Genomic DNA, 18,095 nt, shown 5'->3' with positions numbered 1-18,095 from the left:
ATGTCTAAACAAGTTCTTTCACAAGCGAAAGAAAAAATGGAAAAAGCTTTATCAGCTTTCAAACGTGAATTAGCAGGTGTTCGTGCAGGCCGGGCAAACGCGTCTTTGCTTGATAAAATTCAGGTCGACTATTACGGAGTTCCAACTCCTGTAAATCAATTGGCATCGATTTCCACGCCAGAAGCACGTTTGCTTGTTGTTCAGCCTTATGACAAATCGACAATCGGTGAGGTTGAAAAAGCGATTTTAAAATCTGATCTTGGATTAACGCCGACATCGGACGGATCCGTCATCCGCATTGCCATTCCTCCATTGACGGAAGAGCGAAGAAAAGAACTGACAAAAGTAGTTCGCAAATATTCAGAGGATGCAAAAGTTGCTGTGCGAAACATTCGCAGAGATGCAAATGATGAATTAAAAAAATTAGAAAAAGCGGGCGACATTACAGAAGATGAACTGCGCGGTTTTCAAGATGATGTACAAAAACTGACGGATGAATACATTAAAAAAATTGATTCCGCAACAAAAGAAAAAGAAAAAGAAATCATGGAAGTTTAAACAAAATGAATGTACAATAGAAATGTGCTAAAAACCCTCTTTTCTCACAGGGGGTTTTTTTGTTCAAGAGGATTTGCTACATTTTTTAATGTCATATTATTCTCGGTGGAGGATTCTTATGTTTAATTTTCCTTATAAAAAAAAGAGCAGCAAAGGTTCCAAAAACTTGGTGGCGAAAGAAAACATTTTAGTAAATGAAATACCGGAACATGTGGCCATCATCATGGACGGAAACGGAAGATGGGCGAAAAAAAGATCGCTGCCTAGGATGGCCGGCCATCGGGAAGGAATGAAAGTAGTTAAAAAAATTACGAAATTAGCGAGCGATATCGGCATCAAAGTTTTGACCTTATATGCGTTTTCAACAGAAAATTGGAAAAGGCCAAAAGATGAGGTTAATTATTTAATGCGCCTTCCGGTCGAATTTTTATCGACTTTTTTGCCGGAATTAATACAGGAAAACGTGCAAGTTCGGGTTATCGGCGATCAATCTATGCTCCCCGATTATACGGTAAATGCTGTGAAGAAAGCTGTGAATGAAACGAAGCAAAACACCGGGCTGATTTTAAATTTTGCGTTGAACTATGGCAGCAGAACAGAAATTGTTGAAGCAGTAAAAAAAATATTAAGAGACCGCGAAGATGGAAAACTACATATAGATGACATAGATGAACAATTGTTTTCCAACTATTTAATGACGAAAAAGCTCAAAGATCCTGACCTGTTAATTCGGACAAGCGGAGAAATTCGGCTAAGCAACTTTATGCTCTGGCAGCTGGCTTATACTGAATTTTGGTTTACGGATGTGCTCTGGCCGGATTTTAATGAACACCATTTTTTGGAGGCAATCCGCGAATATCAGCAGAGAATCCGCAGATTCGGCGGCGTATAGAAGGAGCTAAAAAAAATGAAAACACGAATCATTACAGCAATTTGTGCTTTAGCCTTATTTGTACCAATTGTCATTATTGGCGGACTTCCGCTGACAATTGCTATTTATGTGCTTGCATCAGTTGGATTGTTTGAATTATTTAGAATGAAACGATTTCATTTATTTTCATTTCCAGTTTTGTTCAGCTTTATCCTTTTATGGATTTTAATTTTCCCAAACCGTTATATTGATTTGCTTCATCAAATACATATAAGTAAAACTGGCTTTCTTTTTTTTGGCGCGATCCTGTTATTGATCTATACAGTGTTTTCAAAAAACCAATTTTCTTTTGATGACGTTGGATTTGCGCTCATTGCGATCATATATGTGGGAGTCGGATTTTATTTTTTTATTGAAATGAGAGTGTTAGGTCTAGACAAGCTTTTGTTTGCTCTGCTAACGATTTGGGCGACTGATTCAGGCGCTTACTTTATCGGCCGAGCCTTCGGAAAGAAAAAACTATCAGCTGAAATCAGCCCTAATAAAACAGTCGAAGGATTTTTCGGAGGGATTTTCTCGGCAATTTTGGTTGGATTAATTTTCCACTATTTTGCAAATTTTTTACCGACATATGTTCAAACCGTTTTTGTGTCCGTCATTGTTTCTATTGTTGGACAAATGGGGGATTTAGTACAGTCCGCTTTTAAACGCCATTACGGCACAAAGGATTCCGGAACGATTTTTCCAGGCCACGGGGGAGTTCTTGACCGTTTTGACAGCTTGATTTTTATTATGCCGATTTTATATTTCTTCATCCAATTGATCAGTAGACAAGGGGTGACAATGTGAAAAAAATTATTTTGCTGGGTGCGACAGGATCTATTGGGCAGCAAACTCTCGATGTGATTCGAGCAAATCCGGATTCATTCAGGCTAGTTGCGATGTCATTTGGAGAAAATATCGAACTTGGATTGAAGGCTGTTCATGAATTTAAACCAGAGCTTGTTGCTGTCAAAAATCGTGAAATTTATGATCAAATTCGTTTGAACATCCCTTCTAACTGTCAGCTTACATACGGACATGACGGGCTGTGTGAAACGGCTGCTTATCATAAAGGCGAGATAGTAGTGAATGCGGTCATTGGGAGCGTCGGGCTTATTCCAACACTAAAAGCGATCGAAGCGAAAAAAACGGTCGCTTTAGCGAATAAGGAAACACTTGTTACAGCTGGACAAATTGTGACCGACTATGCTCGAAAACACAATGTGCAAATTCTTCCTGTGGACAGTGAACATTCCGCGATTTTCCAATGCTTGAACGGGGAAAAAAAGGAAAGCGTCGAACGGCTTATTTTAACGGCTTCAGGAGGAAGCTTTCGGGATAAATCGCGAAATGAATTAAAGCATGTTACAGTTAAGGAAGCGTTAAACCATCCGAACTGGTCAATGGGCGCAAAAATAACGATCGATTCTGCGACGATGATGAACAAAGGGCTTGAAGTCATTGAAGCACATTGGCTGTTTTCTGTTTCATACGACCAAATTGATGTGCTGCTGCATAAAGAAAGCGTCATTCACTCGATGGTCGAATTTCATGATGGCAGCATCATAGCGCAGCTTGGAACTCCTGATATGAAAATACCGATTCAATATGCGCTTACATATCCAAATAGAATTCCTTCTTATGAAAGCGAAAGATTGGATTTAACAAAATATGGACAGCTTCATTTTGAAAAAATTGATTTTGATCGATACCGTTGCTTAAAATTTGCTTTTGATTCGGGTAAAATAGGAGGTACAATGCCTGCTGTTTTAAACGCAGCGAACGAAGTGGCAGTCAATGCTTTTTTGGAAGATAAAATTCCGTTTTTAAAGATAGAAGAACTTGTGGAAAGGGCATTAGAAGAACATGCTCCGCTTTTCAATCCGACCTTGGAGGATATACAAGAAGCGGATGGAAGGACAAGACAGTTTGTTCAATCTTTAATTAATTAGAGGTGGTTAAATAAGTGAACACGGTGATCGCATTTGTCGTTATTTTTGGCGTATTGGTGTTTTTCCACGAATTAGGGCACTTAGTTATGGCGAAAAGGGCAGGCATTTTATGCCGTGAATTTGCAATCGGCTTTGGGCCGAAAATTTTGTCGTTTAAACGAAAAGAAACGGTCTATACGATCAGGCTTTTGCCTATCGGCGGCTTCGTGCGCATGGCGGGGGAAGACCCGGAGATGATTGAGGTCAAACCTGGCTATCAGGTTGGACTATTGTTTAATCAGAAAGGACAAGTTGAAAAAATTATTTTAAACAGAAAAGAAAAGTATCCTAATGCAAAAGTGATTGAAGTTGAACAAGCAGATTTGGAACATGGAATGTTTATCACAGGCTATGAAGATGGAGAAGACAGCGGTCTAAAAAGGTTTGAAGTAAGCGAAACATCCTTTTATGTAGTTGACGGTGAAGAAATTCAAATTGCACCTTATAACAGGCAATTTGCTTCAAAAACGCTCGTTCAAAGAACGCTCGCCATTGCTGCCGGACCTTTTATGAATTTTCTATTAGGGTTTTTAGTTTTGTTTTACCTCGGCTTAAGCCAAGGAGTGCCCGTGAATGAACCGGTTTTAGGAGAAATCGTCCCTGACAGCGCGGCTGAACAAGCAGGATTACGGGAAGGCGATGTTGTAAAAGAAATAGAAGGAACGCCGATGAATTCGTGGAAAGATGTCGTTGAAATGATCAGAGCAAATCCGGAGAATGAGCTTCTTTTTTCAATTGAACGTTCCGGAGAAGAATTGGAAATGACGGTAACGCCGGATTCTGTGAAATCCGAAAACAAAACGATCGGCCAAATAGGAGTTTATTCCCCGGTTGAAAAAACATTTTTCGGTTCTTTGAAATATGGCTTAGTTGAGACCTATACATGGTCGAAAGAAATAATATTTGCGGTTGGGAAGCTGATAACCGGACAATTTTCAATTGATATGCTCTCTGGACCTGTCGGCATATATGATATGACAGGAAAAGTTGCAGAAACAGGCTTGACAAGCCTATTAAGCTGGACGGCTCTCTTAAGCATTAACCTTGGCATTATGAACTTGCTTCCAATTCCAGCTCTAGATGGAGGACGCTTATTGTTTTTTGCCATTGAAGCGGTCCGGGGAAAACCGATTGATCGACAAAAAGAAGGGATCGTCCACTTTATCGGATTTGCACTTCTAATGCTGTTAATGCTCGTTGTGACATGGAATGACATCCAAAAGTTTTTCCTTTAAAAAATAATATAGAAATCAAATTCGAGGTGCTTTAAATGAAACAGAGTCAGTCATTTATACCCACAATGAGAGAAAATCCAGCAGATGCGGAAGTTAAAAGCCACCAGCTGCTGTTGCGTGCCGGATACATTCGGCAGACAGCTAGCGGTGTTTATTCGTATCTGCCTCTTGCTCATAGAGTGTTAACCAAAATTGAAAATATTATCAGAGAGGAAATGAACCGGATCGGAGCGGTGGAGCTGCTGATGCCGGCTTTGCAGCAAGCAGAACTTTGGCAGGAGTCTGGCCGCTGGTATTCATACGGATCAGAATTAATGAGATTGAAAGACCGTCATGAACGTGATTTTGCTTTAGGTCCGACTCATGAAGAAGTTATAACAAGTTTGGTAAAAGATGAGATCAAATCTTATAAACGTCTGCCGCTCACCCTTTATCAAATTCAAACGAAGTTCCGGGATGAAAAGCGTCCGCGGTTCGGTCTTTTGCGGGGACGAGAGTTCATTATGAAAGATGCTTACTCTTTTCATGCTACACAGGAAAGCTTAGATGAAGTGTACGAACAGGTTCGAGAAGCATACAGACGCATCTTTACTCGATGTGGGTTGAACTTTCGCGCAGTCATCGCTGATTCGGGAGCAATGGGCGGTAAAGATACTCATGAATTTATGGTGCTTTCGGAAATCGGAGAAGATACGATCGCATATTCTGATTCGTCCGATTATGCAGCAAATATTGAAATGGCTCCGGTAGTTGCATCTTATGAAAAGGTTGACGAACCGCTCATGGAGCTTGAAAAAAAAGAAACGCCAAACAAAAAATCCATTGAAGAAGTGGCGCAGTTTTTCCAAGTTCCGAAGGAAAAATTAATAAAATCCGTTTTATTTAAAGTAGATGAAAAGTTCGTTCTTGTTCTTGTCCGCGGTGATCATGAGGTCAATGACGTGAAACTGAAAAACCTTTATCAGGCATCAGTTGTTGAACTTGCTTCAGCTGAAGAAACAGAGCAGGTAATGGGAGTTTCACCCGGATTTTTAGGACCGATCGGCGCATCCGACAAAGTGGAAATTGTCGCAGATTATGCAGTTCAGGCAGTCGTAAATGGAATATGCGGGGCAAATGAAAACGATTTGCACTATATCGGAGTAAACCCTGATCGGGATTTTACCGTTACCAAGTATGAAGATATAAGATTTATTCAGGAAGGGGACCCTTCCCCGGACGGAAAGGGACGGATCAAGTTCGCGAAAGGCATTGAAGTCGGCCACGTCTTTAAGCTTGGCACAAGATACAGTGAAGCGATGAAGGCAGAATTTTTAGATGAAAAGGGAAAAACAAACCCTATCATCATGGGATGCTATGGTATCGGTGTTTCACGCTTACTGTCTGCGGTGGTCGAGCAATTTCATGATGAAAATGGAATTATTTGGCCTAATAAATTAGCTCCGTTTGAAGTCCACCTTATTCCGGTTAATATGAAAAACGAAGAACAAGTCAAGGTTGCAGAGCAAATTTATCACGATTTGCAGGCGAAAGGATACGAAGTCCTTTATGATGATCGTGCTGAACGGCCGGGTGTGAAATTTGCTGACAGTGATTTAATTGGCATTCCTGTCAGAATAACGATCGGAAAAAGAGCTGGTGAAGGGATTGTAGAAGTGAAAGAAAGAAAAAGCGGAAATAGTATAGAAGTTTCTGTTGATCAGCTAAAAGAGCAGCTTGCCAAACTTCTCCGCTAATGAAGCTGGATGCCGCAGATGAAGCTGGCATAGGTAAAGAGTAGGGGGTCTTGCCTTTATGATAATTTGTCAAACGGGTCAAGCCCCCTATTAACTTTTTGGGAAAGAGGGGAAACCAATGGATGATAAAGACTTGCAGCAGCAAAAAGAACGGTTTCAGATTTTGCTGAAACAGCTTGAAATGACGGATGATCAAATCTACCCTTATTTCCAAAACGGAGCGATCTTAAAATTAACAGTTCATAAAAAATCTAAATTATGGGATTTCTCTTTTCGGCTTGAAAACATTCTTCCATTTCGTATCCTGCAATTGTTTGATAGAAGATTGAACAAAACATTTTCTCATTTAGCCAATGTTACGTTTCACATTACAACTGTGAAACAAGAATATGATGAACAGCTCGTTCAAGACTACTGGGAGTTTTGCCTCCAAGAAATGGAGGGGGTTTCTCCGCCGATATTATCCCTGTTAAAAGAACAAATGCCGAAGCTGGAAAAGCAAAAATTAATGATTCGCACGAGAAATGAGACGGAAAATGAAAGGATCAAGAAAAAATACGGCCCCATCATCCAGCAGGCGTACGAGAAGTACGGCTTTCCAAAGCTGACTATCGACACGGTGATCGATGCATCTAACGAAGAATGGGAAAAATTTTTGGAGCAGAAGCAAAAAGAAGACGAAGAGCGGATTTTACAAGCAATGATGGAAATGAAGCAAAATGGAAAGGAAAATCAAACTCAGGAGCCTAAAAAGCAGGAAGGTCCTCTTATTATCGGATACAAAATAAAAGATGACGAAGAAATTCGCACTCTTGATAACATTTTTGATGAAGAGCGGAGAGTCGTCATTCAAGGATATGTTTTTGAGGCGGAAACAAAGGAATTAAAAAGCGGAAGAACGTTATGCACGTTTAAAATTACCGATTATACCAATTCCATTTTAGTCAAAATGTTCGGCCGCGATAAAGAAGATAATGCATTGCTTGCATCGATCAAAAAAGGAATGTGGCTGAAAGTTCGCGGAAGCATTCAAAACGATACATTTGTTCGTGATCTTGTCATGATTGCCAACGACATTAATGAAATCAACCCGAAAAAACGGCTTGATACCGCACCTGAAGGAGAGAAAAGGGTGGAATTGCACCTTCATTCGCAGATGAGCCAAATGGATGCCGTCACATCGATCACAGATCTTGTTGAACAAGCTAAAATGTGGGGCCATGAAGCGATTGCATTGACAGATCACGCAGTTGTCCAATCTTTTCCAGAGGCATATGCTGCAAGCAAAAAGTTTGGCGTTAAAATGATTTACGGTCTTGAAGCAAATATTGTTGATGACGGTGTACCGATTGCTTATAACGAATCGCACAGACTTTTAAGCGAAGATACCTTTGTTGTCTTTGACGTTGAAACAACAGGGCTTTCGGCTGTATACGACACGATCATTGAACTTGCAGCGGTGAAAATAAAAAACGGGGAAATTATCGACCGATTTGAATCGTTTGCCAACCCTCACCATCCGCTTTCAGCAACAACGATAGAACTGACGGGAATTACCGATGATATGGTTCAAAATGCTCCCGACGTCGATGAAGTATTGTACAAATTTAAAGAATGGGCTGCCGACAGCATTTTAGTTGCCCACAATGCAAGCTTTGACATGGGCTTTATTAATGCAGGCTACAAAAAATATTTGCAGGTTAAAAAGGCGGACAACCCTGTCATTGATACTCTTGAACTTGCAAGATATTTATATCCTAATTTAAAAAACCACCGCCTGAATACATTGTGCAAAAAGTTTGATATAGAGCTTGTACAGCATCATAGAGCCATTTATGATGCGGAAGCAACCGGCTATTTGCTTGTAAAATTGCTGCAAGAGGTAAATGAACGAGGAATTCTTTATCATGATGAGCTGAATGAGCGGACTGGGGATTCAAAAGCGTATGAGCGGGCAAGACCGTTTCACGCGACGCTTCTTGTGCAAAATGAAACAGGGCTGAAAAATTTATTTAAGCTTGTATCTCTTTCCCATGTTCAATATTTTTATCGCGTTCCGCGCATTCCCCGTTCTGTATTGTTAAAGCATAGGGAAGGCATTTTAATTGGTTCAGGCTGCGACAAGGGAGAAATTTTTGAAGCAATGATGCAAAAAGGTCCGGAAGAAGTTGAAGAGATGGCTTCATTTTATGATTTTCTCGAAGTGCATCCACCGGAAGTATATTACCCTCTAATTGAGACGGAGCAGGTTCGAAATGAACAAGCGATCAAAGAAATCATTGCAAACATAGTCAAACTAGGGGAAAAGCTGTCGATTCCGGTTGTGGCAACAGGCAATGTCCATTATTTAAACAAGGAAGATAAAATTTACCGGAAAATCTTAATTTCTTCGCAAGGGGGAGCGAATCCTTTAAACCGCCATACATTGCCTGATGTGCATTTCCGTACAACAAATGAAATGCTGGATGCTTTTCGTTTTTTAGGCGATGAAAAAGCGAAAGAAATTGTTGTGACAAACAGCCAGTACATCGCCTCTCTCATAGGTGATGTAAAACCGATTAAAGATGATCTGTATACACCGAAAATAGACGGTGCCGAAGAAGAAATTCGGGAAATGAGCTACAATCGTGCCAAAGAAATATACGGAGACCCATTGCCGGAAATCGTTCAAGCAAGGCTTGAAAAAGAGTTGAAAAGCATTATCGGCCACGGATTTGCCGTCATTTATTTGATATCTCACAAACTAGTAAAAAAATCTTTGGATGACGGGTACTTGGTCGGTTCAAGGGGATCAGTCGGCTCATCCTTTGTTGCCACGATGACGGAAATTACTGAGGTGAACCCTCTTCCGCCTCATTACGTTTGTCCAAAATGCAAGCATTCCGAATTTTTCAATGACGGCTCTGTAGGATCCGGATACGATCTTCCTGATAAAAATTGTCCGCAATGCGGAGCACCATATAAAAAGGACGGGCATGACATACCGTTTGAAACGTTTCTAGGATTTAAAGGAGACAAGGTGCCTGATATTGATTTGAATTTTTCAGGTGAATATCAGCCGAGAGCACACAATTATACGAAAGTGCTGTTTGGTGAAGATAAAGTGTACCGTGCAGGAACAATTGGCACCGTTGCCGAAAAGACAGCTTTCGGATTTGTCCGCGGCTACATGAACGATCATAATCTGCATTTCCGCAGTGCAGAAGTCGATCGGCTTGTGAAAGGATGTACGGGGGTCAAGCGGACGACAGGACAGCATCCCGGAGGAATCATCGTTGTTCCCGATTATATGGATATATATGATTTTACTCCAATTCAATATCCGGCAGATGATACAAGCGCTGATTGGAAAACGACACATTTTGATTTCCACTCCATTCACGATAACTTATTAAAGCTTGATATACTAGGGCACGATGATCCGACGGTCATCAGAATGCTTCAAGATTTAAGCGGAATCGATCCGAAGACCATTCCAACAGATGATCCGGAAGTAATGAAAATCTTTTCCTCAACCGAATCACTTGGCGTGACAGAGGAGCAGATTGGCTGTAAAACGGGCACTCTGGGGATTCCAGAGTTCGGCACGCGATTTGTCCGCCAAATGTTGGAGGAAACAAGACCGACGACATTTTCAGAGCTTGTCCAAATATCAGGATTGTCCCATGGGACAGATGTTTGGCTAGGAAACGCACAAGAACTGATTCAAAGCGGCACATGTACATTAAGTGAGGTCATTGGCTGCCGCGACGATATTATGGTTTATTTAATCTATCAAGGATTGGAGCCGTCGTTAGCCTTTAAAATTATGGAGTCGGTTCGGAAAGGAAAAGGCTTGATTCCCGAATGGGAAGAAGAGATGAAAAAGAACGGCGTTCCAGACTGGTATATTGAATCTTGCAAAAAAATCAAATATATGTTTCCAAAAGCTCACGCGACAGCTTATGTATTAATGGCTGTGCGGATTGCATATTTTAAAGTACATTTTCCTCTGCTATTCTATGCAACTTATTTTACAGTCAGAGCGGACGATTTTGACATCGAAACGATGATCAAAGGTAGCACCGCAATCAGAGCGAAAATTGAAGAGATCAGTGCAAAAGGGCTCGATGCTTCTCCAAAAGAGAAGAGCTTGCTGACCGTATTGGAGATGGCGCTTGAAATGACGGAGCGTGGATTTTCATTCCAAAAAGTAGATTTATACCGCTCTCAAGCCAAAGAATTCATTATTGATGGCGACAGCCTGATACCACCGTTTAATTCGATACCAGGGCTTGGTACGAACGCGGCCATCAATATTGTCAAAGCGAGAGAAGAAGGAGAATTTTTATCCAAAGAGGATCTGCAGGAGCGGACAAAAATTTCAAAAACGATTATGGAATATCTTGAAAATCATGGCTGTTTGGCATCGCTGCCTGAGCAAAATCAGCTCTCCCTTTTCTGATTTGCGATTCAATTTGCAAACCTGATTAGGTTATGTTATATTCATTTATGGAAATGCTAAAAAAAGCCTAACGAAAGAGTGGGGAAAAAACCCACTCTTTCCTATTGGAACTAGTTTTTTATGACGATTAAATAGATGTCCCTTTCTGAAACGCTGAAATTAAGGAGGAAAATATGAGCCAATCTATAACAGATCTCGTCAAAGAACTAGCATCGCCAATTCTTGAAAATTTGCAGCTGGAACTAGTAGATATTGAATATGTAAAAGAGGGAAAAAATTGGTATTTACGGCTTTTTATTGATTCTGAAGATGGTGTCGATATTGAAGAGTGTGGTATGGTAAGCGAACGTTTGAGCGAAAAGCTGGATGAAATCGATCCGATTCCTCACAACTATTTCTTGGAGGTATCTTCTCCAGGCGCTGAACGCCCTTTAAAAACAAAGGCCGATTTTGAAAAGGCTGTCGGGAAAAATGTCGCACTCAAAACTTACGAGCCGATCAACGGGGAAAAACATTTTGAAGGGGTTTTAACGGATTTTGACGGCGAGATTGCCACACTCGAAATAAGAGTGAAAACAAAAACTAAACAAGTGGAAATTCCTTGGGGAAAAATTGCAAAAGCTAGACTTGCCGTTTCATTTAATATTTAAGTGATGAGGAGGAACATCATTTTATGAACAGCCAACTTTTAGATGCCTTGACAGTATTAGAAAAAGAAAAAGGCATTAGTAAAGATGTCATTATAGATGCGATTGAAGCTGCCCTCATTTCTGCATACAAACGCAACTTTAACCAAGCGCAAAACGTGCGTGTCGATATTAATCGCGAAACAGGTACGATGCAGGTGTTTGCGAGAAAAGAAGTGGTGGAAGAAGTAACGGATCCCCGTTTGGAAATTTCCATCCATGATGCGATGAACATCAATCCCCAATATGAAATCGGCGATGTCGTTGAAATTGAAGTGACACCGAAAGAATTTGGACGAATAGCTGCACAAACTGCGAAACAAGTCGTTACGCAGCGAGTTCGTGAAGCCGAAAGAGGAGTCATTTATTCGGAATTTATTGATCGTGAAGAAGATATCATGACCGGAATCGTCCAAAGAACTGATCCCAAATATATATACGTAAGTCTAGGGAAAATAGAGGCTCTCCTCCCACAATCGGAACAGATGCCGAATGAAAAATACGAACCTCATGACCGAATTAAAGTATTCATTACAAAAGTAGAAAAAACAACAAAAGGACCACAAATTTTTGTTTCCAGAACACACCCGGGGCTGTTGAAGCGTTTATTCGAATTGGAGGTTCCGGAAATATATGACGGGACAGTGGAAATTAAATCAGTCGCCCGGGAGGCAGGTGACAGATCAAAGATTTCGGTTCATTCCGACAATCCGGAAGTTGACCCGGTCGGATCATGCGTTGGACCAAAAGGCCAGCGTGTTCAAGCAATTGTAAACGAGTTGAATGGCGAAAAAATTGATATCGTTCGCTGGTCTAAAAATCCTGTTGAATTTGTTGCAAATGCTTTAAGTCCTTCAAAAGTTTTGGACGTTATTGTCGATGAAGAGGAAAAAGCTACAACCGTCATCGTTCCTGATTATCAATTATCCCTTGCGATTGGCAAAAGAGGGCAAAACGCGCGACTCGCTGCCAAATTAACCGGATGGAAAATTGATATTAAAAGCGAATCGGAAGCGAGAGAGCTGAACATCTATCCTCGCGAAGAGCATGATAGTTTATTCCAATTGGACAATACGGATGATGAACACGGAGAAGAACAAGACGAATAGAGGTGGTTACCAGTGGCAAAGCAAAAGAAAATTCCGATGAGAAAATGTGTGGCGACTGGCGAAATGAGACCCAAAAAGGAGCTTGTTCGAATCGTTCGTTCGAAAGAAGGAGAAGTTTCGGTTGATTTAACAGGAAAGAAAAATGGACGCGGTGCTTATATCACTCTTGATAAAGACTGCATTTTAAAGGCGAAAAAGAAAAATGTGCTATCCGTCCATTTAGATGCGCCTGTTCCGGAATCTATATATGATGAATTAATTCAGCTAGCTGAGAAGGAGAAACCTTCATTGCCATGAATGGACAATGGAAATCTTTATTAGGCCTTGCCTATCGGGCAAGAAAAGTGATTTCAGGAGAAGAACTTGTTTTAAAAGAGGTTCGAAATAAGCGTGCAAAACTCGTTTTATTGGCAGACGATGCTTCTTCTAACACGAAGAAAAAAATTACGGATAAATGTTCGTTTTATAAAGTTCCGCTCGTGATTGCCCCAAACCGATACGAACTTGGGCAATCGATCGGTAAGGAAGAAAGAGTAGTTGTTGCCGTGACGGAAGAAGGTTTTGCCAAGAAGTTGAGGCTTCTACTTGAATAACTACTTTGGGGGTGAACGTATGGGTAAAATGCGAGTATATGAATATGCAAAACAACAAAATATAACGAGCAAAGAAGTAATCCATACATTAAAAGAAATGAATATAAATGTTGCAAACCACATGTCAATGATCGACAGCAATACAATTGAAAAACTCAATGGACGATATCAAAAGGAACAACCTAAGAAAAACGTTCAAAAAGATCATCAACCAAAACAAAAGGCAGAAAAGCATGCAGCATATGATGACATTTCATATGATGACGATGGTGATATCGTATTGAACAAGAAAAAATCAGGCACAAAACCTTCTCCAAAGAAACGCAAACAAAACGTTCCGATTCAACAAACGAAACATAAAAACAAAAAAAATGGAAAGAAAAACAAAAAAGCGGTTCAAAATGAAGCTCCAAGCAAAAAAGAATTGCCGTCCAAAATTACGTATCAAGGCTCTTTAACAGTCGCTGAGCTTGCCAACAAACTCCATAAAGAACCGTCAGAGATCATTAAGAAGCTCATGATGCTCGGCGTCATGGCAACAATCAACCAAGAGCTGGAGAAGGACATTATCGAACTGATCGCTTCTGAATACGGCGTTGAAGTGGAAGAAGAAATTGTTTTCGATGAAACAGAATTTGAAAAGTATGAAATCGAAGACAAGGAAGAAGATCTTGTCAGCCGTCCTCCTGTTGTGACAATTATGGGGCATGTTGACCATGGGAAAACGACTCTTTTAGATTCCATTCGAAAAACAAAAGTGGCTGAAGGCGAAGCTGGAGGCATTACGCAGCATATCGGCGCTTACCAGGTTGAAGTGGAAGGGAAAAAGATCACATTTTTAGATACACCTGGCCATGCAGCGTTTACAACAATGAGAGCCCGCGGCGCTCAATTAACAGATATTACCGTTTTAGTCGTTGCTGCAGATGATGGTGTCATGCCGCAGACAGTTGAGGCAATTAACCATGCAAAAGCTGCGAATGTGCCGATTATTGTAGCGGTCAACAAAATGGATAAGCCGACGGCAAATCCTGACCGTGTGATGCAGGAATTAACGGAACATGGCCTTGTACCGGAAGATTGGGGCGGCGACACGATATTTGTGCCAATTTCGGCATTAAAAGGTGACGGAATTCCTGAACTATTGGAAATGATCTTGCTCGTTGCGGAAATGGAAGAGTTAAAAGCGAATCCGAATCGTCTTGCAACCGGTACGGTTGTTGAAGCAAAGCTTGATAAAGGCAGAGGTTCAGTTGCAACATTGCTTGTTCAAAACGGAACGCTTCGTGTCGGTGATCCAATTGTTGTCGGAAACACATATGGACGGGTGCGTGCGATGGTGAATGATGTCGGAAAACGTGTAAAAGAAGCTTTACCGTCCACTCCGGTTGAAATCACCGGTCTTCATGAAGTTCCATTAGCCGGCGACAGATTTATGGTATTTGAAGATGAGAAAAAAGCGCGTCAAATCGGTGAAGCCCGTGCGAAAAAACAGCTGGAAGAGCAGCGCAGCGAAAAGACAAAGCTAAGCCTTGATGATTTATTTGAACAAATTAAGCAAAATGATATAAAAGAAATTAATTTAATCGTCAAAGCAGATGTGCAAGGTTCCGTTGAAGCTCTTTCATCAGCTCTTCAAAAAATCGATGTTGAAGGAGTAAAAGTAAAAATTATTCACACCGGTGTCGGTGCCATTACGGAATATGACATCATGCTTGCCTCTGCTTCCAACGCTATTGTGATCGGCTTTAATGTTCGCCCGGATGTGAATGCGAAGAGAACAGCGGAAGCGGAAAACGTCGACATTCGCCTTCACCGCATCATTTATAAAGTGATCGAAGAAATCGAAGCGGCCATGAAAGGTATGCTTGATCCTGAATACGAAGAAAAAGTGATCGGTACCCTTGAAGTGCGGCAAACATTCAAAGTTTCTAAAATCGGTACAATTGCCGGCTGCTACGTCACAGATGGTTCTGTTACACGCGACAGCGGCGTTCGCTTAATTCGGGACGGAGTCGTGATTTTTGAAGGAGAAATTGACACTTTAAAACGTTTTAAAGATGATGTAAAAGAAGTTGCTCAAGGATATGAGTGCGGACTTACGATTAAAAACTTTAACGATATTAAAGAAGGCGACACGATTGAAGCGTTCATCATGGAGGAAGTTAAAAAATAATGCTCGGAATGGTATCATGTGAATGCATGATTTTTGAAGCTTCTTCTTTAAAAGAAAAACGTGCAGTAGTGCAACGAATTATAAAAAGACTGCAAAATAAATTTAATGTCAGTGTTGCAGAAATCGGCTTTCAGGATGCATGGCAGCGGACCGAAATCGGCATTGCCTGCCTTGCATCGAGCCGCGCCATCGCGGAAAAAGAACTGAACCAGGCATTGAAGTTGATCGATTCTTTTCCTGAAATTGAACGAACCATTACAACATTTGACTGGTTTTAGCAAATGAGGTGATGAAATGAGCCTAAGAGCAAACAGAGTAGCTGAACAGATGAAAAAAGAGCTAAGCGATATTATTGGCAGAAAAATTAAAGACCCGAGAATTGGATTTGTAACTGTAACGGACGTTCGCTTAACAGGGGATTTGCAAATCGCTAAAGTATATATTTCTGTATTGGGAAATGAGGAACAGAAGGAAAACACGATGAAGGCGCTGGCGAAAGCCAAAGGATTTATCCGCTCTGAAATCGGGTCGCGGATTCGGCTGCGGAAAACTCCGGAAATTCATTTTGAATTTGACGAGACAATTGATTATGGCAATCGAATCGAATCATTAATCCATGAATTGAAAAAAGAAGAAAGAGATCATGAAAGCTGAGGCATCCCGTTTCACAATTGTGTAACGGGTTCTTTTTTCATGATTGCAGCTGGCAAAAGGAAGGTGTGACTGTGGACGGCGTTCTTCTCTTACATAAACCTAGAGGAATGACTTCAAATGATTGTGTCCAAAAAGTGCGCAAATTGTTTCGAACGAAAAAAGCGGGGCATACTGGTACATTAGATCCGGATGTCTCAGGCGTGCTCCCTATTTGCATCGGCAAGGCAACAAAAATTTCGTCATATTTAATGGCTGAGAATAAGGAATACATCGCTGAAGTAACATTAGGAGCTGCCACTGAAACAGAGGATGCTTCTGGAAGCATTATTGCTGTAAAAGAAGTAAAGCTCCCGCCATCAAAAGAGGAAATTGAACGAGTGCTGGAAAGCTTTCGCGGAGAAATTGAACAAATTCCGCCAATGTATTCTGCAGTAAAAGTAAATGGAAAAAAATTATACGAATACGCGCGTGAAGGGAAAGTAGTCGAAAGGCCGAAAAGAAGGGTTGTCATTCATGCCATGCACCTTTTAAGCGATATAAAACAACATGACAAAACGGCTTCCTTTTCCATTCAAGTCTCTTGCTCAAAAGGGACATATATTCGAACTCTCGCGGTCATGATTGGAGAAAAATTAGGGTATCCTGCTCACATGTCTGAATTGGTGCGAATAAGATCCGGCCGTTTTCATTTACATGACTGCGTCACGTTTTCAGCGGTCGAGCAATGTTTAAAAACGGGAGATTTGCCAAACGGTTTTCTTACCATAGAGGAAGCATTAAATCAATTGCCGAAAATTAAAATAAATGATACATTAGCAAAGAAAGTAAAAAACGGAGCGATGTTGGAAATGAACGAGGATTTCCAGCATATTGGACAAAATGATGTTGTAGCAATATGGAATAATCGAGAAATTATTGCCATATATAAAAAGCATTCAGAAAAAAACAATGTGCTTAAACCCGTCAAGGTGTTAAAAACGAATGAATAGGTAAGAAAAGGGGAACTTTCGGTGAAAATGATAAAAATAACACATCCACACCATTTGGCAAAACAAAATGTGCCGAAATCGGTAATGGCGCTCGGATTTTTTGATGGAGTCCATAAAGGGCATCAAAAAGTCATTCAAACAGCTAAACAGAAGGCTGAAGAATTAAATGTTGAATGTGCGGTGATGACATTTGATCCGCACCCATCCATCGTCTTAAAAAAAAATATTCAACAAATAGAATATATTACTCCTTTACAAGAGAAACTGAAGTTTATTGAAGATCTTGGAATTGATCGATTGTATTTAGTCGAATTTACAGAAAGCTTTAGCTCGCTTCAGCCTCAACAATTTGTCGATCAATATATTATCGGATTAAATGCCATTCACGTTGTGGCCGGTTTTGATTTTACATTCGGCCGGTTTGGAAAAGGGACAATGGAAACTTTGCCTTTCTATTCAAGAGGAGCCTTTACGCATACGACGGTTGAAAAGCTGACAGACGGTGAAAGAAAAATCAGCTCTTCCCTCGTTCGAAACGCTATTAAAAATGGTGATGTTTCTTATGCATGCTCTCTTCTAGGGCGGCCTCATCAAGTATCCGGAAAGGTAATCCATGGAGAAAAGCGAGGGCGGACAATCGGCTTTCCAACCGCAAATATTGAACTAAGCGAATCCTACATTACTCCTCCGACAGGGGTATATGCGGTCAAAATCAGCATGAATGGGAAGGAATATGCGGGCATATGCAATATCGGTTATAAGCCGACATTTCATGAAAAAAGACCGGACAAGCCGAGCATAGAAGTTCATATTTTTGATTTTCATGAAGAAATTTATGATATAGATGTGACCGTAAAATGGTTCAAACGAATACGCAGTGAACAAAAGTTTTCTGGTGTGGAAGAATTAATTGCCCAAATCAAACGGGACATCAAGGAAGCTAAAGATTTTTTTCAGCGGCTGACAGAATCGGATAAAATCACGGCTGAAAAAAATTTTTAATGGAACCTC

16 protein-coding genes are annotated in these 18,095 nt (G+C 40.7%); all 16 read left to right on the top strand.

Going from position 1 to position 18,095, the window contains the following annotated elements; genetic code table 11:
• The 16 genes from frr (at position 1) to ribF (ending at position 18,086) form a co-directional block, all read left to right on the top strand.
• A complete protein-coding gene (frr, locus tag NSQ41_RS10875; protein ID WP_063386693.1) occupies positions 1-558 on the top strand; it encodes a ribosome recycling factor in 558 nt (185 codons plus the stop codon).
• Between the two features lie 118 nt (positions 559-676).
• The gene (locus NSQ41_RS10870) at positions 677-1,450 is read left to right on the top strand and encodes an isoprenyl transferase (protein WP_063386694.1); all 774 of its coding nucleotides are present in this window, start codon (positions 677-679) and stop codon (positions 1,448-1,450) included.
• A gap of 15 nt (positions 1,451-1,465) precedes the next feature.
• A complete protein-coding gene (locus NSQ41_RS10865; protein WP_063386695.1) occupies positions 1,466-2,278 on the top strand; it encodes a phosphatidate cytidylyltransferase in 813 nt (270 codons plus the stop codon).
• Positions 2,275-3,423, top strand: coding sequence for a 1-deoxy-D-xylulose-5-phosphate reductoisomerase (gene dxr / locus NSQ41_RS10860; RefSeq protein WP_063386696.1), 1,149 nt, complete (start codon positions 2,275-2,277; stop codon positions 3,421-3,423). Before NSQ41_RS10865 ends, dxr begins: the two co-directional genes overlap by 4 nt.
• A gap of 14 nt (positions 3,424-3,437) precedes the next feature.
• On the top strand, positions 3,438-4,697 hold the full coding sequence (gene rseP, locus NSQ41_RS10855; RefSeq protein ID WP_063386697.1) for an RIP metalloprotease RseP: 1,260 nt from the start codon (positions 3,438-3,440) through the stop codon (positions 4,695-4,697).
• Positions 4,698-4,732: 35 nt separating this feature from the next.
• Positions 4,733-6,433: a proline--tRNA ligase gene (locus tag NSQ41_RS10850; protein WP_339196522.1), complete on the top strand. Its 1,701-nt coding sequence runs from the start codon at positions 4,733-4,735 to the stop codon at positions 6,431-6,433.
• A gap of 118 nt (positions 6,434-6,551) precedes the next feature.
• Positions 6,552-10,877 (top strand): PolC-type DNA polymerase III, encoded by a 4,326-nt coding sequence (locus tag NSQ41_RS10845; protein WP_339209907.1) that lies wholly within the window; start codon positions 6,552-6,554, stop codon positions 10,875-10,877.
• A 173-nt stretch (positions 10,878-11,050) separates the two neighbouring features.
• Positions 11,051-11,527, top strand: a complete 477-nt coding sequence (gene rimP / locus NSQ41_RS10840; RefSeq protein WP_063386700.1) for a ribosome maturation factor RimP — start codon at positions 11,051-11,053, stop codon at positions 11,525-11,527.
• Between the two features lie 23 nt (positions 11,528-11,550).
• Positions 11,551-12,672: a transcription termination factor NusA gene (nusA, locus tag NSQ41_RS10835; RefSeq protein WP_094246027.1), complete on the top strand. Its 1,122-nt coding sequence runs from the start codon at positions 11,551-11,553 to the stop codon at positions 12,670-12,672.
• Positions 12,673-12,684: 12 nt separating this feature from the next.
• Positions 12,685-12,969 carry a YlxR family protein gene (locus NSQ41_RS10830; RefSeq protein ID WP_063386702.1) on the top strand — a complete coding sequence of 95 codons (285 nt, stop codon included), beginning with the start codon at positions 12,685-12,687 and terminating at the stop codon, positions 12,967-12,969.
• Positions 12,966-13,265 (top strand): YlxQ family RNA-binding protein, encoded by a 300-nt coding sequence (locus NSQ41_RS10825; protein ID WP_066246469.1) that lies wholly within the window; start codon positions 12,966-12,968, stop codon positions 13,263-13,265. The genes NSQ41_RS10830 and NSQ41_RS10825 overlap by 4 nt, the downstream gene beginning before the upstream one ends.
• A 19-nt stretch (positions 13,266-13,284) precedes the next feature.
• Positions 13,285-15,441, top strand: coding sequence for a translation initiation factor IF-2 (gene infB, locus NSQ41_RS10820; protein WP_339209906.1), 2,157 nt, complete (start codon positions 13,285-13,287; stop codon positions 15,439-15,441).
• Positions 15,441-15,719 (top strand): DUF503 family protein, encoded by a 279-nt coding sequence (locus tag NSQ41_RS10815; RefSeq protein ID WP_063386705.1) that lies wholly within the window; start codon positions 15,441-15,443, stop codon positions 15,717-15,719. The genes infB and NSQ41_RS10815 overlap by 1 nt, the downstream gene beginning before the upstream one ends.
• A gap of 16 nt (positions 15,720-15,735) precedes the next feature.
• Positions 15,736-16,095 carry a 30S ribosome-binding factor RbfA gene (gene rbfA, locus NSQ41_RS10810; RefSeq protein ID WP_063386706.1) on the top strand — a complete coding sequence of 120 codons (360 nt, stop codon included), beginning with the start codon at positions 15,736-15,738 and terminating at the stop codon, positions 16,093-16,095.
• 107 nt (positions 16,096-16,202) lie between these two features.
• Positions 16,203-17,084, top strand: coding sequence for a tRNA pseudouridine(55) synthase TruB (truB, locus tag NSQ41_RS10805; RefSeq protein WP_339200013.1), 882 nt, complete (start codon positions 16,203-16,205; stop codon positions 17,082-17,084).
• A gap of 21 nt (positions 17,085-17,105) precedes the next feature.
• Positions 17,106-18,086, top strand: a complete 981-nt coding sequence (ribF, locus tag NSQ41_RS10800; protein ID WP_339196516.1) for a bifunctional riboflavin kinase/FAD synthetase — start codon at positions 17,106-17,108, stop codon at positions 18,084-18,086.
• The last annotated feature ends 9 nt before the right edge of the window (positions 18,087-18,095 follow it).

It is taken from the genome of Aeribacillus sp. FSL K6-8210 (assembly GCF_037963925.1).
GTDB classification, from domain to species: Bacteria; Bacillota; Bacilli; order Bacillales; family Aeribacillaceae; genus Aeribacillus; species Aeribacillus composti.
Note: the sequence above shows the minus strand (reverse complement) of the source record. Positions and strands in the feature narration are given on the sequence as shown.

Coding starts and splice junctions, on each gene's coding strand:
- NSQ41_RS10845 (WP_339209907.1), top strand. CDS start 6,552: ATGGATGATAAAGACTTGCAGCAGCAAAAAGAACGGTTTCAGATTTTG.
- rimP (WP_063386700.1), top strand. CDS start 11,051: ATGAGCCAATCTATAACAGATCTCGTCAAAGAACTAGCATCGCCAATT.
- nusA (WP_094246027.1), top strand. CDS start 11,551: ATGAACAGCCAACTTTTAGATGCCTTGACAGTATTAGAAAAAGAAAAA.
- frr (WP_063386693.1), top strand. CDS start 1: ATGTCTAAACAAGTTCTTTCACAAGCGAAAGAAAAAATGGAAAAAGCT.
- NSQ41_RS10870 (WP_063386694.1), top strand. CDS start 677: ATGTTTAATTTTCCTTATAAAAAAAAGAGCAGCAAAGGTTCCAAAAAC.
- NSQ41_RS10815 (WP_063386705.1), top strand. CDS start 15,441: ATGCTCGGAATGGTATCATGTGAATGCATGATTTTTGAAGCTTCTTCT.
- NSQ41_RS10825 (WP_066246469.1), top strand. CDS start 12,966: ATGAATGGACAATGGAAATCTTTATTAGGCCTTGCCTATCGGGCAAGA.
- truB (WP_339200013.1), top strand. CDS start 16,203: ATGACTTCAAATGATTGTGTCCAAAAAGTGCGCAAATTGTTTCGAACG.
- rbfA (WP_063386706.1), top strand. CDS start 15,736: ATGAGCCTAAGAGCAAACAGAGTAGCTGAACAGATGAAAAAAGAGCTA.
- NSQ41_RS10850 (WP_339196522.1), top strand. CDS start 4,733: ATGAAACAGAGTCAGTCATTTATACCCACAATGAGAGAAAATCCAGCA.
- infB (WP_339209906.1), top strand. CDS start 13,285: ATGGGTAAAATGCGAGTATATGAATATGCAAAACAACAAAATATAACG.
- NSQ41_RS10865 (WP_063386695.1), top strand. CDS start 1,466: ATGAAAACACGAATCATTACAGCAATTTGTGCTTTAGCCTTATTTGTA.